This window comes from Larkinella sp. (genome assembly GCF_965227735.1).
Classification (GTDB): domain Bacteria; phylum Bacteroidota; class Bacteroidia; order Cytophagales; family Spirosomataceae; genus Larkinella.
The window spans coordinates 3450767-3466399 of the sequence record NZ_OZ245776.1; the positions used below are offsets into that span (position 1 = coordinate 3450767).

8 protein-coding genes and 2 pseudogenes are annotated in these 15633 nt (G+C 53.9%); 9 read left to right on the top strand and 1 reads right to left on the bottom strand.

All coding sequences use genetic code 11. The features are described 5' to 3' along the window. The first annotated feature begins 206 nt into the window (after window positions 1-206). From ACO064_RS13290 to ACO064_RS13330, 9 genes and pseudogenes are all read left to right on the top strand, one after another. Entirely contained in the window at window positions 207-3656 is a 3450-nt protein-coding gene (locus tag ACO064_RS13290) for a TonB-dependent receptor (protein ID WP_421827806.1), read from the top strand. Between the two features lie 72 nt (window positions 3657-3728). Then, window positions 3729-4412: pseudogene (locus ACO064_RS13295) on the top strand (RagB/SusD family nutrient uptake outer membrane protein); the annotation flags it as partial. 189 nt (window positions 4413-4601) lie between these two features. Beyond that, window positions 4602-5432: pseudogene (locus tag ACO064_RS13300) on the top strand (RagB/SusD family nutrient uptake outer membrane protein); the annotation flags it as partial. Window positions 5433-5675: 243 nt separating this feature from the next. Beyond that, a complete protein-coding gene (locus tag ACO064_RS13305; protein WP_421827807.1) occupies window positions 5676-6662 on the top strand; it encodes a hypothetical protein in 987 nt (328 codons plus the stop codon). 24 nt (window positions 6663-6686) lie between these two features. After that, a complete protein-coding gene (locus ACO064_RS13310; protein ID WP_421827808.1) occupies window positions 6687-8906 on the top strand; it encodes a PQQ-binding-like beta-propeller repeat protein in 2220 nt (739 codons plus the stop codon). Between the two features lie 38 nt (window positions 8907-8944). After that, window positions 8945-10315 carry an enolase C-terminal domain-like protein gene (locus ACO064_RS13315; RefSeq protein ID WP_229317402.1) on the top strand — a complete coding sequence of 457 codons (1371 nt, stop codon included), beginning with the start codon at window positions 8945-8947 and terminating at the stop codon, window positions 10313-10315. 265 nt (window positions 10316-10580) lie between these two features. Further along, window positions 10581-11813, top strand: a complete 1233-nt coding sequence (locus ACO064_RS13320) for a metallophosphoesterase (protein ID WP_421827809.1) — start codon at window positions 10581-10583, stop codon at window positions 11811-11813. Window positions 11814-11825: 12 nt separating this feature from the next. Beyond that, a complete protein-coding gene (locus tag ACO064_RS13325) occupies window positions 11826-13730 on the top strand; it encodes a hypothetical protein (protein WP_421827810.1) in 1905 nt (634 codons plus the stop codon). An 8-nt stretch (window positions 13731-13738) separates the two neighbouring features. Next, window positions 13739-13888 carry a DUF5989 family protein gene (locus ACO064_RS13330; protein ID WP_171062891.1) on the top strand — a complete coding sequence of 50 codons (150 nt, stop codon included), beginning with the start codon at window positions 13739-13741 and terminating at the stop codon, window positions 13886-13888. 118 nt (window positions 13889-14006) lie between these two features. On the opposite strand, the gene ACO064_RS13335 is transcribed toward ACO064_RS13330, so the two are convergent. Then, window positions 14007-15614: a glucoamylase family protein gene (locus tag ACO064_RS13335; protein ID WP_421827811.1), complete on the bottom strand. Its 1608-nt coding sequence runs from the start codon at window positions 15612-15614 to the stop codon at window positions 14007-14009. Window positions 15615-15633: the final 19 nt, after the last annotated feature.

Sequence of the window (15633 nt, forward strand, 5' to 3'; positions counted from 1 at the left end):
AAACCCTATACATTTTACGCGTACCCCATCTCTATCCCTAATCCCATTCGCCTATGATTGAGTAACCCCCTTTCACAAAAAAAGGTCAATGATGGTTCCAGCATCACTGACCCTAACAGACCCCTTTTTAAGCAACCTCATCCAGGATGAAGAAGGGTATTTTTTGTCTATTCGAAACCCCAAACAGCCAAAAAACAAGCAAAAGTATGAAAAAACTTCGACAACCGCTTAGCCTGTTGCGTAGCTTTATGAAATTGACTTTCTATCAGTTACTCCTGGCCGCGATCTTCACCGGGCTCGCTTTGGCCCGTCCCGTGGAAGCACAGCGAATCATGGATCAGCGTGTCACGATCCAGGCCACCAACCTCCCGATGAAGGCGGTTTTGAACCAGTTGGGGAAACAGGCCGACGTTCGTTTTGCCTACCGCTCGGCCCTGGTTCAGTTGAATCAGCGCGTGTCGTTCAACGCCAGCAACCAGCCGCTGAGCGAAATCCTGGACAAATTGTTGAAACCGCTGAGCCTGACGTATTACGTCAAAGGGCGGCAGATCATTCTGAACCTGGAGCCCCTGCCGGTTCCGTCGGCCGATGAGCTGTTGCGCAACCACGATGCCGCAGCGGTGGATCAGAACGTATCCGGAACGGTTTCGGATGAAGCCGGGGTGCGGCTGCCGGGCGTCAGCGTGGTGGTGAAAGGCACCACCCGTGGCACCACAACGGACGGTAACGGGCAATACCGCCTGACGATGCAGACGGGCGATGCCGTTCTGGTGTTCAGTTTTGTGGGTTATACCTCCCAGGAAATTGCCGTCGGAAACCGTACGGAGGTCAATGTTAGCTTATTAACCGATACGAAGAACCTTAGTGAAGTCGTCGTGGTCGGTTACGGTACCCAAAAACGGTCGGATCTGACCGGATCGATCTCGTCAGTCAAAGCAGAAGAAATTAAAAACCTGCCCGTCCGGAGCGTCAACGAAGCCCTGCAAGGCCGGGCCGCCGGGGTGCAGGTAACGCGACCAGACGGCACGCCGGGTGGAGGTTCTGACATTGTCATCCGTGGCATCGGCTCCATTGGCGGTATGGCTCCCTTATACATTGTGGACGGTATCCGGATGGGTGCGGGCAATAACTTCAACCTCCAGGACGTCGAATCCATCGAAGTGCTGAAAGACGCCAGCGCGGCTGCCATCTATGGGGCACAGGCTGCCGGGGGCGTGGTGCTGGTGACGACGAAGCGCGGCACCAAGATGGACAAAATGAGCATCAACTTTAATGCGTATTACGGCGTTCGGCAACCCCGGAATCTCTACCAGATGCTGAACACGGCGGATTATATCAAAGCCAAACAAGCCTTCGGCGTCAACACGAGCGGGTACGGTGATCCGGCTACCTTACCCAATACCGACTGGGCCGATGAAATCTTTCAAAACGGCAAAGAGCAGAGTTATTCGCTTTCACTGGCAGGAGCCTCCGCCAAAGCCAATTACTACCTCTCGGCCAATTACCAGCGCGAAGACGGCACGATCATCGATAACTCGTTTCAACGCTGGGGGATTCGGTCGAATGCGGATTTTAAAATTAACAAACGCCTGAAAATCGGCGAAACGCTGTTTGCCTGGCGGACCAGCACCAATCCGGCGCAAAGCACGACCTACCCTTTTCGCTCGGCTCCGCTGGTTGCGGTCCGCGACGAGACCAATCCGTTCGGCGGCTGGGCCAAAACCGGTTCGTTTTTCACAGGACCCAACCTGGTCGGCTGGGAAGCGATCCATCACCGGCTCAGCGATCAATATGCCCTTGAAGGCAATATGTACCTTGACTGGGAAATCGTCAACGGGTTGAATTTTCGCTCGACATTCGGGGCCTCCATTTTCAGTGGCCGCGACTACACTTACCGCGAAGCCCACGACTTTGGGGTGGTCCGGAACGCACTGGCCTACCTGACCCGAACGCAAACGAACCAACGCAACCTGACGGGAAACTTCGTGTTGACGTATGACAAAACCATTGGTCAGCACGAGTTTAAAGCCATGGCGGGTTACGAAGCCTATCAGCAGGATCTGAGCAACCTGTCGGCCGAAGCGCAGGGGTTTCAAATCGTTACGTATAACCTGGGCCTGAGCACCGACCCCAGCACCTACCGCGCCAGTGGTGGCGAATACCCCCAAACCCGGCTCTTGTCGCAGTTTGGCCGGATCAACTACACCTACGCCGGGAAATACCTGCTGACGGCCAACGTCCGCCGGGATGGTTCCGATCGATTTGGTCCCGCCAACCGCTGGGGAGTATTCCCGTCGTTTTCGGTAGGCTGGAAAGTAACCGAAGAAGCGTTCATGCGGAATATTCCGGCCATCTCGAACCTCAAGCTCCGCGCCAGCTACGGCAAATTGGGCAGCACCAGCAACATTCCGCAGTTTACCTATCAGGCGTCTTACGGCGGAACGGGTGGAACGAACATCCACGGTTTGCCGGACGGCAGCCGTTCCAAAGGTTACGCGCTGACCGCCCAATTACCCAACGAAAACATCAAGTGGGAAGAAGTGAAACAGACAGACATCGGCGCCGACATCGGGCTGTTCAACAACCGCCTGAATGTGACCATCGACTGGTATAACCGCCAGACTCAGGACATGATCTACCAGGTGCCGGTTCCCCGGTCAGCGGGTTTTGCGGCCTCTACGGTGTACACCAACATTGGTCAGATGAGCAACAAAGGGCTTGAGCTGGCCATCGACTACCGGGGCAAAGTGGGGGCTTTTACCTACAGCGTTGCCGCCAATGCCGCCTTCAACAAAAACCTCGTCAAGCAACTGAGCGGTACGAACAACAACCCGATCAACGACGGTGCTGGGGGCGATTACCTGGAAAGCACCATTGCCCGGACGCAGGCCGGCTACGCCATGAGCCAGTATTTCGGGTATATCACGGAAGGTATTTTCCAAACCGATGCGGAAGTGGCTACGCTGAACCAGCAAGCCCGGGAAAAAGCGGCCGCTGCCGGCAAACCCACCACGGGCGTGGTATATCAGGCGGCCGGAACCGGTGCCGGTGACCTGAAGTTCAGGGATGTGAACGGCGACGGAAGAATCACAATCGACGATAAAACCTACATTGGTAACCCCTGGCCCAAAATGACCTACGGTTTGACGCTGAATCTGGGCTGGAAAGGGTTCGACGTGTCGGCTCTGTTTCAGGGTGTGCAGGGACTGGATATTTACAACGCCAACCGCTACTATACGCAGTTTTTTGTGGGCGATTACAACACCACGGGCGATATTTTCCAGACCTCGTTTTTCAACGGAAATGGCCTGACCGACCGGCCGCGCGTTGGCTACCAGGATGCTTCCGGCAACTACGTGCGCGATCCGAATTCCAATTATACCCGCATCTCGGACTATTACGTAGAAAACGGAGCCTATCTGAAATTGCGGAATCTTCAGGTGGGGTATACGCTGCCGTCGGTGATCACCAACAAGATCAAAATGGGTAGCATCCGCATTTACATGCAGGGGCAAAACCTGATGACGCTGACGAAATATTCGGGCCTGGACCCCGAGGTGATGGGGCGCAACGGAACGACCGGCCGCGGAATCGATGCGATCTATTCCTACCCGCGCACCACGCTCCTGTCGATGGGCATCGATGCCAGTTTCTAATTCTCCAGACCTTACTCAGTTGATACAACTATGTTTCATACGATGAAGCCATTTCTGAAACTCACCCTCTTTATGGCCCTGCTCGGTTTGGCCGGCTGTAAAGAAGATTTTATCGATGTGACCAATCCCGGTGCGCTTTCCACTGACAATTACCCCGGTTCGGTGACGGATCTGGAACAATTGCTGACCGGTGTTTACGGGACACAACACTCTGCGGGTTTATTCGGCCATAACATTTACGGGAAAGCCTATTACATGTGGGACCATACTGCCGACCTGAGCTGGCAGGGAACACCGACCTGGATTCAGCTCGGGCAAAACAACTCCCAGCCCAACGACGGTTTTCTGTCGGAAACCTGGCGGGATACCTGGAAAGGCGTTCAGCGGGCTAATACGCTGTTGGTCAACATCGAAAAATACCGCCCCAAGGCAACTTCGCAAACCGATAAAGCGGCTATTGACCTGATGAAAGGGCAGGCTCTTTTCCTCCGCGCCTGGTATTATCAGTACCTGATCACGATCTGGGGGGAAGCCATGATCATCGACGGCCAGGGGGGCGACAAACTGGGCGTTCCCATCATCACCGAAGCCTCGACCAGCCTGGATCAGACGCAGGTGGAACGGGCTACGGTGAAGCAGGTCTGGGATTTTATCATCACTGATCTGAAAGCGGCAGAAACGCTGCTGGCCGGCAAAACCTGGACGGGTGCCAACGACAAACACAAAATCAGCGGCTGGGCGGTCAAAGCAGCCCTCGGCAAAGCGTATGTCTACACCCAGGACTGGACCAACGCAAAAACCTCGCTGGCGGATGTGATTACCAACAGCGGTAAGTCGCTGGTTTCGTTCGATGTCTACAAAACCATGTTCAACGGCAAAAACGAATTCAACTCCGAATCGTTGCTGGAAATGAACCTGAACGTGGATATGACCGCCCGAGGCAATACGGAAACGTCGATGGGATCGAGCATTGGAATGGTTCTGGCCCCCACCTACGTGAGCGACAACAACCTGCCTGCGGCTTCGGCCTGGTCGAACGTGTTTCCGCACGCCAAAAATCTCGCCCGGTTTGGCTTCAATGAAGGCCATTACTTCAAAGCCGGTACCACGCAACCGCTGGCCACCAACATCGATCCAGCCTACATCACCCGCTCAGTGCTGGCGCGTCAGAACAAAACCGTGGACCCGCGCCTGTGGGTGGCCTGCTGGCAGCCTTACGTGGATAGCATGACCGTAAGCGGCAAAAAACGACCAATTTCGCATTTTCTCGACATCAGCGAAATGGACATGGAAGCCTGGAGTTTCCGGAAATACCTGACGGTCGACGCTACCGAAACCGAAGTCAACATGGCCAATGGCAACAACATCCTGCTGTTGCGGTTAGCCGACGTGTATCTTCTGTATGCCGAAACGCTCATGCGTACCGGAGACAATGCCACGGCGCTGGAATATGTCAACAAGGTGAAACGGCGGGCTTACGGCTATCCGATCAATACCGCGTCGCCGGTCGATTACAAGAGCCTGACCGATGCCACGAAAGCCACCGATGCGGTTCTTAAATCCGATCCGCTCAAGTATGAACGCTGGGCGGAATTGTTCGGCGAAGGCCACTGGTGGATTGATGTTCGTCGCTGGCAGTTGGGGGCACAGGAAGCAGCTTATTACCAGCGCATTCGGGGCGGAACCATTCAGTGGGAAGCCACCGATTACGCCCAGCCGATCCCCATCGATGAGATCAACTCGAACGTCAAGATGAAACAAAATCCGGGGTATTGATCAATTCATTCAACCCTAAAAGGTCTATTGTGACGCCGAATTACCCCGAAGGGGTGTCCTGTTAATAGCCATCCGAATTATGATTTTATACAAGCTCCGGAGGAGCGTCCTGGATAGCGGTTTGGGATTCAGGACGCTCCTCCGGAGCTTAAAACAATTGATCGATCCGCTGTTGCTATTAACAGGACACCCCTCCGGGGTAATTTGGCTGCATAACCGAATCTATTGGGTTTAGTTTTTCTTATGAAGAAAATCGTCGTTTTTTTCGCCATTCTCCTCAGTTTCACCAGCGCCACCCTCCTGCCGCCGTTCCCCCAAGCGGAGATAACCAACGGGATACTCCGAGCGAAACTGTATCTGCCTGATTCGGTAAGCGGTTATTACCAGGGTGTCCGGTTCGACTGGTCGGGCGTGATTGCCAGCCTGGACTACAAAGAGCATTCATTTTTTGGTCAGTGGTTCGAGAAATACGATCCGAAACTACACGATGCCATCAGCGGCCCGGTCGAAGAATTTACGCCCATTGGCTACGACGAAGCCAAACCGGGTGACGATTTCCTGAAGATTGGCGTCGGTTCGCTGCGCAAAGCAAAGGACTCGCCCTACCGGTTTGCGATGCCGTACGCCATTGTCAATCCCGGAAAATGGGCGGTAAAAACCGGTCGCGATGAAGTCGTTTTCACCCACGAACTGACCGATGCCGCCGGGTATTCCTACCGCTACCAGAAAACCGTGAAGCTTTTAAAAGGCAAACCGGTGCTGGTGCTGGAACACAGCCTGAAAAATACCGGAAAGAAAACCATCGAAACGACGGTGTATGACCACAACTTTTTCATGCTCGACAACCAGCAAACCGGTCCCGCTATTTCCGTTACGTTTCCGTTTTCGTTACAGGTAAAACCCACGCGGGGCATCGGCACCTTCGCCGATGTTCAGGGCAACCGGTTTGTGTATCTGAAAGAAATACCCAAAGGTGAAAGCACCCATTGCTACCTGACCGGTTTTGGCGACACGGCCAAAGACTATGATTTCCGCGTTGAAAACACCAAAACCGGGTCCGGCATCCGGGTGGTTGGCGATCAACCCATTGTGCAACTGGCCTTCTGGTCGATTCACACCACGGTGTGTCCCGAGCCTTACATCAAAATCAAAGCCGAACCAGGTCAGACGTTCAGGTGGAAAATTTCGTACGACTTTTATACACTGCCCAAAACCGCATCGACTCACTAATCCATCTTTTTTCTGGATATCATCATGAAGTATGCGCTACAAAGTACAGTGCTGGGGCTATTGATTTTGGGCATTTCGGCCAAAGCTCCAAATTGGGAAGGGAGCGACACTAACCCGCCAACGAATCAGGACTGGCCCTATTATGGTGGCAATAAGGCCGGAAACCGCTACTCTTCCTTAACTCAAATCAATCTTCAAAACGTAAAAAACCTCAAAGTAGCCTGGACCTTCGACGCGGCTGGTGCCGATGGCCAAGCCGGAAGGCCGCTCGAAATTCAGTGCCAGCCCATTGTAATCGACGGAGTTCTCTACGGCCTGACGCCCATGCTCAAGGTGTTTGCGGTCGATGCCGGAACGGGGAAACAACGCTGGCTTTTCGATCCGTTCAAGAACAAATCACCCCGGTTTAACCAAAGTCGGGGCGTTATGTACTGGGAAAACCGCGACGGCGGACCGGGCACCGACAAACGCATTCTGTTTTCTGCCGGTTCTACACTCTATGCGCTCAATGCGCTGACGGGCGAACCGGTTGCCGGTTTTGGAAAAAACGGCGAAGTCGATTTGCGGGAAGGCCTGCAGGACGAATCGAAGCGGGACCTGAGCAAACTGTCGGTGACCTCCACGACGCCGGGCGTTATTTATAAGGACATTCTGGTGCTGGGGTCGGCGGTTTCGGAACAGGGCGATGCGGCACCGGGCCACGTTCGGGGCTTCGACATCCGCACTGGAAAAGTGCGGTGGGTTTTTCATACTATCCCGCAACCGGGTGAAAAAGGCTACGAAACCTGGCCCAAAGACGCCTACAAACGCATCGGCGGGGCTAATAACTGGGCGGGTATGGTGCTCGACGAAAAGCGCGGTACGGTTTATTTCGGAACGGGTTCGCCTTCCGTCGACTTCTACGGCGGCATTCGGGCGGGACAAAACCTTTATTCCGACTGCATTCTGGCGCTGAACGCCGAAACCGGCAACATGCAGTGGTTTTACCAGACGATTCACCACGATTTGTGGGACCGCGATCTGCCCTGTCCTCCCAACCTCGTAACGGTGAAGCACAACGGGAAAACCGTCGATGCCGTGGCTCAGACGACCAAAGACGGGCTGGTGTATGTCCTGAATCGCGATACCGGCGAATCGCTTTTCCCGGTAGAAGAACGCAATGTCCCGACCTCGCCCGCCCTGCCCGGTGAGGTTCCGTGGCCGACGCAGAAATTTCCGCTCAAACCCGCCCCCTTTGCCCGGCAGGTTTTCACCGAAGCCGACATCACCACGCGGACGCCCGAAGCGCACGCCTTCGTCAAAGAGAAGTTTCTGAAAACCCGCTCCGGTGACAAATTCATGCCGCCCAGCCTGGAAGGGACGTTATTTTTCGGCATTGGCGGTGGCGCCGAATGGGGCGGAAACGCCAGTGATCCACAGGGAATTCTGTACCAGAATTCGAACGAAATGGTCTGGGATTTGCGAATGTCGGATCTGGCCGCCCGAAATGCTGAAATTGCTTCGAAAGGAAAAACGCTGTATCAGGCCAATTGCATGGCTTGCCACGGTCCCGACCGCAAAGGCAGCGGACAGGAATATCCCAGCCTGGTCGATCTGGGTAAGCGGCTTTCGGGCCAGGAAATCAATGCGGTTTTGCGATCCGGCCGGGGACGGATGCCATCGTTCCAACACCTTTCCGACCAGGACCGGTTTACACTTGTCCGGTATTTGCTCAATGCCGACACCAAAACCGCCGAACCCAAACCGGCCGAAAGCCAGGATCAGCACAACGCGCCGGTTTTGACCGGAACCAACGAAAAAGTAGATTTCCCCTATATCCCGCCTTACATCAACAATGGCTACACCCGGTTTTTTGATCCAGACGGTTATCCGGCCGTCAAACCGCCCTGGGGAACGCTGAACGCCATCGATTTGAACACCGGTGAATACCTCTGGCGGGTTCCGCTGGGCGAATTTCCGGAATTAACGAAAAAAGGCGTTCCGATTACGGGTACCGAAAATTACGGCGGTCCCATCGTGACGGCTGGAGGACTGGTTTTTGTTGCCGGGACCAAAGACGAACGAATCCGGGCGTTTGATAAAAAAACCGGCAAAGTCGTCTGGGAATACCAGCTTTTGGCGGGCGGTTTTGCCACGCCGATCACGTACCAGGTTGGCGGGAAACAATACGTGGTCATTGCCGCCGGTGGTGTTAAAAACGGTCACAAACCGGGTGGTTCATACATGGCCTTTGCCTTACCGTAAACCTATTCACATTTGCATCTAAACCCTTATCTGTAACCATGGAAAAAAACGAAAACTTCGCCGAAATGAACAGCCGTCGCGAGACGTTGAAAAAGATAGGTTTCGGCTCCTCAGCCGGTTTGCTGGGCTTGTTTGGGGGGATGTCGACCGCCGAAGCCCGCGAACGGCAAGGCACACCCTCCTACGCCAAAGCGATGGCACCGGTCAAAATCAAATCGGTGAAAGCCATCGCCACGGCCCCCCAGGGTTCCAACCTCATCGTCGTCAAAGTTGAAACGACCGAGCCGGGTTTATACGGTTTGGGCTGCGCGACGTTCACGCAACGGGCCGCCGTGGTCATCGTCGCCATCAATACGTACCTGAATGAGTTTTGTGTGGGAAAAGATGTGGATAACATCGAAGACATGTGGCAGGCGGCTTATGTCAGTTCCTACTGGCGCAACGGCCCGGTTCTGAACAACGCCCTTTCGGGACTCGATCAGGCGCTGTGGGACATCAAAGGCAAACGCGCCAACATGCCGGTGTATCAGTTGCTGGGCGGAAAAGCCCGGTTTGCGATTCCCTGCTACACCCACGCGGGCGGCAACACGCCCGAAGCGGCAGCCGACAGCGTGAAGAAATTTATGGAGCAGGGCTTTCAGTACATCCGGATTCAGCAGGGTGGCTACGGAGCCGTGGGGGCCAATTCGGCAACACCCGACTTCAAAGCCGCCGGTTTTGGCGGTGCCACCGACAACTACATGAACGAGCGGATGTACCTGAAATCGGTGCCAAAAATGTTCGAAGTCGTTCGGAAACAGTGCGGTGACGAAATCGAGCTGCTGCACGACATTCACGAGCGGGTGCAACCCATCGACGCCATCAATATGATCAAGCAGGTGGAAGAATACCGCCCGTTCTTCATCGAAGATCCGTTTTCGCCCGAAAACATGAAGTGGTTTGCGCAACTGCGTCAGGCGACGTCGGTGCCGATTGCGATGGGTGAACTGTTCAACAACATCAACGAATTCAAGGAGCCGATGGTGAACCAGTGGTTCGATTTCATCCGGATTCACGTTTCGCAAATCGGCGGTATTACGCCCGCCATGAAAGTGGCCCGGCTGGGCGAATGGTTCAACGTTCGGACGGCCTGGCACGGCCCGGGCGACGTGTCGCCGGTGGGCCACGCGGCTCACGCGCACATCGATCTGGCGGTCTGGAACTTCGGAATCCAGGAAGCGGTGCAGTTTTCGGACAAAATGAAGGAAGTGTTCAGCGGTTGCCCGACCATGAACAAAGGCTATATGTCGGTCAACGAGGTGCCGGGGCTGGGCGTCGATATTAATGAAAAAGAAGCCGCCAAATACCCCATCGGCACGAAATCAAACTGGCAGGTTCGGAAAATTGACGGGACGATTATCCGTCCGTAAAAAGAGTAATTTGGCAGGAAAAATTTTTCAAAAAGACACCTGTTTTGACCGCATTCCGTAAGCTACCCCGGAGGGGTTTACTGTTAATAGTCAAAAATCCTGAATAGTATTTGAGCTCCGGAGGAGCGTTCTAAATCCCAAAACAGGCACTAGGACGCCCCTACCGGGGCTCAAAACGATTAACTAACCTGGTTGGACTATTAACAGTAAACCCCTCCGGGGTAGCTCACGGAATGCGGTCAAACGAGTGTCTCCTCCCTTTAGTATGAACAATTCCAACCACTCCTCCAACCGCCGGGCGTTCCTGAAATCGGCGGCTGGTCTGGGCGCTCTCGGTACGGTTTTGCCCGAAGCAGTTCTGGCAAACAACCCACAAGTGGTGTCGCCCGATCCAGCCAAAGGCCACGTTTTTCTGAGCGAGCCGTATCTGCAATACACGGGGCCGGGTTCGATGACGGTGCGGTGGATTGCCAATCTGCCTTCGTACAGTTGGGTCGAATACGGCGAAACCGATTCTTTAGGCCAGAAAGCACACAGCGTGACGGATGGATTGGTCGATGCCTACAACCGGATCAATGGCATCACGCTCCGGGGCTTAAAACCGGGGACAACGTACCACTACCGGGTGTATTCCAAAGAAATTACGGATTTCAAACCGTATAAACTCACGTATGGCCAGACGATTGAAACCGGCCTGTTGCGTTTCAAAACACCTGACGAACAGTCCGATGCAGTCAGTTGTCTGGTGCTGAACGACGTCCACGACCGGCCCGAAACCATCACACACCTGCTGAGTCTGAAAGGCAGTGATCCGTTCAATTTTGTGTTCCTGAACGGCGATTTGTTCGATTACCAGACCGACGAGCAGCAACTGATCGCCCACCTGCTGACGCCCTGTTCGGCCGGTTTTGCCAAAGAAATTCCGTTTCTGTTTGTGCGGGGCAACCACGAAACGAGGGGCAAATACCGCCGTGAATTACCGCAGTATTTTTCCAATCCGGGCGGTAAGTCCTACTACAGTTATACCTGGGGGCCGGTTCATTTTACGGTCATCGACACCGGGGAAGACAAACCGGATAGCGAACCGGTTTACGCGGGCATTGTCGATTTTGATGCCTATCGTGAAGAACAGGGGCGTTGGGTCGAGCAGGTAATGCAGAGCCCGGCGTTCAAAAAAGCCAAATTCCGGGTGGTTTTCATGCACATCCCGACGTTTTACCACAACAACTGGCACGGCCCGATGCACTGCCAGAAAGTCTTTACGCCTTTATTCAACAAGTACAAAGTCGACCTTTGCATCAGCGGCCACACCCACAAATACGGAGTTCACGAGCCGGTGGCCAACCAACACAATTATCCCATCATCATCGGCGGTGGCTCGAAAGACGGCACCCGGACGATTATGAAACTGAAAGCTGACCGAAAAGACCTGCATCTGAGCATGTTGCTCGATGATGGCAAAGAAGTCGGAACGTACCATTTGAAGACTAAACGGTAACCGGTTCAATTCATGAAGAAGCGGTTGTGGCTGTTTAAAGGACTTGCGGTGCTGCTGCCCGTGCTGCTGTTGGCGCTGGCCGAAGGTTTTCTCCGGCTGTTTGGCTATGGCCAGGACTACCGACTGTTCGTGGAAGACCCGCAACGAAACGGTTTTTTGATCATGAACCAACGCGCGTCGGAGCGGTATTTTACCGAAACCGCCAACGCGACCGTTGGGAATTTCGAACCTTTCCGACAGCGAAAAGCGGACGGCACCTTCCGTATTTTTGTGCTGGGCGAATCGACCACGATTGGCTATCCGTATTTCCACAACGGCTCGTTCCACCGCTGGCTGCACTACCGGCTGATGCATACCTTCCCAAACCGTCATTTCGAAATCATCAACCTGTCACTGACGGCCGTCAATTCCTACACGGTTTTCGGGTTTGGCAAACAATTAATTGATTACGAACCGGATGCGGTTTTGATTTATACCGGCCACAACGAATATTACGGTGCCATGGGCGTCGGTTCGACCAGTTCGCTGGGTGGTCATCCTGCTCTCGTGCGTCTGGTGCTAAAGCTCCGGGAATTCCGGCTGATGCAACTCCTGAATCGAATGATTGCGGGCATTCGGAAAACCGTTTCGGATGAAAAGGTGGATTTGCGCGAAAACCTGATGAAACGCATGGCCGCCGACCAGCAAATTCTGTACGGATCGGATGCGTATCAGCAGGGCATTGAACAATTTAAAACCAACCTGAATGATCTCTGTCAACTCTTCTCGGCGCATCAGATTCCGGTATTGATCAGCAATCTGGTCAGCAATGAAAAGGATTTAAAACCGTTCATCAGTGCGCCGGGAAATGCCCACCAATCAGCGGAGAAGCAGTTTAAACAGGCCCAACAAGCCTACGCGAAAGGCGATACGAAGCAAGCCAAACAAAGTTTCGTTCAGGCGAAAGAATTGGATTTGCTACGGTTTCGGGCACCACGAGCCATCAATCAGGTCATTCAGGAGCTGGCGGCCCACTACCCAAACGTGACGGAAGTCGACACCCGGGCGGTTTTTGAACGGTATTCGCCAAATGGCATTCTGGGACACGAGACCTTGCTGGAGCATGTTCACCCGAATTTGCACGGCTATGCGTTGCTGTCCGACGCGTTTTACGAAGCCCTGAAAAAAAGGCGGCTCATTGCGACCGACTGGAAAAACGAAATGTCGTTGGCCCAACTCCGTCGGCAAATGCCGATTACGCCCGTCGATTCGCTGAAAGGCGTTTTTGAAATGCTGATTCTGAAAGAAGGCTGGCCGTTTAATGAACCCATGCCACCCGAAGAAAAACGTGCCAAAACCGTGGAGGAGCAACTGGCGGGGGCTTTGGTGGTGAAGCAACTTTCCTGGCGCAACGCGATGGATCAACTGCTGGCGCATTATCAGAAGGTGCATAATCCGCAGGGGGCTTTGCGGGTAAGCGAAGCTTTGTCGTTGGAACACCCGTATGATCCCGGTTTTTATGCGCAGGCCGGGAAATTATCCCTGAGCTTGAATCAGCCTGAACAGGCGGTTTGGCATCTAAAAAAGGCGTTTGACCTGGAACCAACTTTTCCCACGGCGCAGAGTCTGTTCATAACGTTGCTGAAACTGGATCGGCCCGACGAAGCCCTCATTTACCTCCGCTACGCAACCGCCCACAACGAAACGCCGTTCAGTCTGACCGAATTGCAAACGTTTGTTGAACAACTGGTGGCTGTCAAAAACCGGTATTTAACCGATACGACGAATGTAACGCTGAGCAATCAGCTAGCTGCCGGGTATCTGAAATTTGCCAATACTGACGGGGCCGCTAAATACGTCGCCAAATCTCTGCGCACCGATCCCCGAAATGCCGTAGCCCTGCAATTAAAAGCCCAACTCCAGGCGATCAAAAACTAACCCCACCCATGGAATTTCTACGCGAATTCTGGCTTTTCATGCGCACCCGCAAGCGATACTGGCTCTATCCGTTGCTGATTCTGTTGCTGCTCCTGAGTGCCCTGACGGTTTTAACGACGGGTTCGGCGCTGGCACCATTTATTTATTCACTTTTCTAACCCTGTCAGCGGTCGAAGACCCTGACAGCGGTTAGAAAAGCGATACTGCTGTTGTCGATTGCGTAATACTAACAACAAACCGCTGTCAGGGTCTTCGACCGCTGACATGGGTTCCGCACTATTGATTATCAACACTTTGATGAAGTGAAATCTTAACCCGCTGCTTTTCGTTTCCCTGTATAATCTCAAACTCATACTTTCCCTGCGGCAACTGGAAAAGGAGTTGTTGCATGCCTTCAGACTCGGTTTTGTTGTCGATCAGTTTTTTCACCGCCCGGCCTGATTCATCAAAAACCGTCAAGGTGATGGCTCCAGCCCCTCTTACGGCAAAGTCCAGCACATACGCGCCCCGATCCGGATGTTTCCAGAGATCGATGTAACCCGTCCGAAAATCCGGGGCGTAGGCGTAGAAACCCGTCGGATACACCGGCGTTTTGATCCCCATTTTGGTCAATCCCGCCCAGAGTTCCGGCGTTTTCTCACCCAGTTTCCAGAGCAAACCCGAGCGGTAATTTTCCATCATGACCACAATCGGCCCCTGATCGATGGCCAGATACTGGTTGGAATACCAGTTTAGTCCCTTGTTGTAGGCATCGTAAAAACCGTACGGCCCGAAAAACCGGTTTCCTTCGCGTAGATACAGATTTCGCAACACCTGCATCGAATAATACGGCGTGTAGGGAAACGACGACAAAGCCGCCGTCGGGCTAATGGTGCCGTTGTCGTTCGTCGGCGAATGAGCATCGTAGAAATTGTAGTCGTCGCTGGCGGTCAGGCCCCAGTTGCCCGGCCCGTAGCCAAACATCGCCTGACGCGGTTGCAGACAGTGCGCCCGGTTGACGAGCGTATGGTTTCGGTTCTGCTCCCAGTAATTCGTCTGCTCATCCTGCATCAGGCGCGGATCGAGGCTCAGGAAGGAATAATGCGTGAAGAACAGCGGTCCACCCATCGGAAAACCGAGCGGCAGTTTATAGCCAAAATACGTCTGATTGTTTGTGTAATGATCGCTTTGCTTGTAGGTATTCTGGTAGACTTCCGGTTTGATGGCGTGCGTTGGCGAACCGAGCGCCAGCACATACGTAATCAGGGTTTCGTCGTGGCCGCGAAGGGGGTGGTTCATTTTCCATTCGTGGTTCGGAGACCAATGCCAGAGCAGTTTTCCATCGCGAACGTACCAGTCCCATTCGACCTCCCGCCAGAGTTTATCGATCCGTTGCCGGAGGTCTTTTTCAGCAGCGGTCGTCCCATCGAAATACGCCCGTGCGCTCAGCAAACCGTTCACCAGAAAAGCCGTTTCGACCAAGTCTCCGCCGTTGTCATGCTCCGAAAAGGGAATCACTTTTCCCGAATTGCCATCGAGCCAGTGCGGCCAGGCGCCGTGAAACCGGTCGGCTTTTTCCAGAAAACCGGTCATTTTCCGGAGTTGCTCCACGGCTTCGGCACGGGTTACCCAACGGCGGTCGGCGGCTAAGATGATGGCCATAATCCCAAAACCGCTGCCGCCCGTCGTCACGATGTTGGGCGTAGCCGTTCGTTCGGGAGCCAGGCCGGAAACCGGGTGCGCAAAATCCCAGAAATACCGGAACGTGGCTTTTTGAGCGGTTTCGAGGTACTCGCTGTATTCGTTGGCAACGGGAGGAATGGCTTCGTTCGCAGACTGCGCCGAGCAGGTGGTCAGCCAGCCCAGAATAGGGGAAAAGAAAAGGAGTAATTTTAATAGTCTCATGCCTACAGAATTGGATGGG

Coding starts and splice junctions, on each gene's coding strand:
- ACO064_RS13290 (WP_421827806.1), top strand. CDS start 207: ATGAAAAAACTTCGACAACCGCTTAGCCTGTTGCGTAGCTTTATGAAA.
- ACO064_RS13305 (WP_421827807.1), top strand. CDS start 5,676: ATGAAGAAAATCGTCGTTTTTTTCGCCATTCTCCTCAGTTTCACCAGC.
- ACO064_RS13310 (WP_421827808.1), top strand. CDS start 6,687: ATGAAGTATGCGCTACAAAGTACAGTGCTGGGGCTATTGATTTTGGGC.
- ACO064_RS13315 (WP_229317402.1), top strand. CDS start 8,945: ATGGAAAAAAACGAAAACTTCGCCGAAATGAACAGCCGTCGCGAGACG.
- ACO064_RS13320 (WP_421827809.1), top strand. CDS start 10,581: ATGAACAATTCCAACCACTCCTCCAACCGCCGGGCGTTCCTGAAATCG.
- ACO064_RS13325 (WP_421827810.1), top strand. CDS start 11,826: ATGAAGAAGCGGTTGTGGCTGTTTAAAGGACTTGCGGTGCTGCTGCCC.
- ACO064_RS13330 (WP_171062891.1), top strand. CDS start 13,739: ATGGAATTTCTACGCGAATTCTGGCTTTTCATGCGCACCCGCAAGCGA.
- ACO064_RS13335 (WP_421827811.1), bottom strand. CDS start 15,614: ATGAGACTATTAAAATTACTCCTTTTCTTTTCCCCTATTCTGGGCTGG.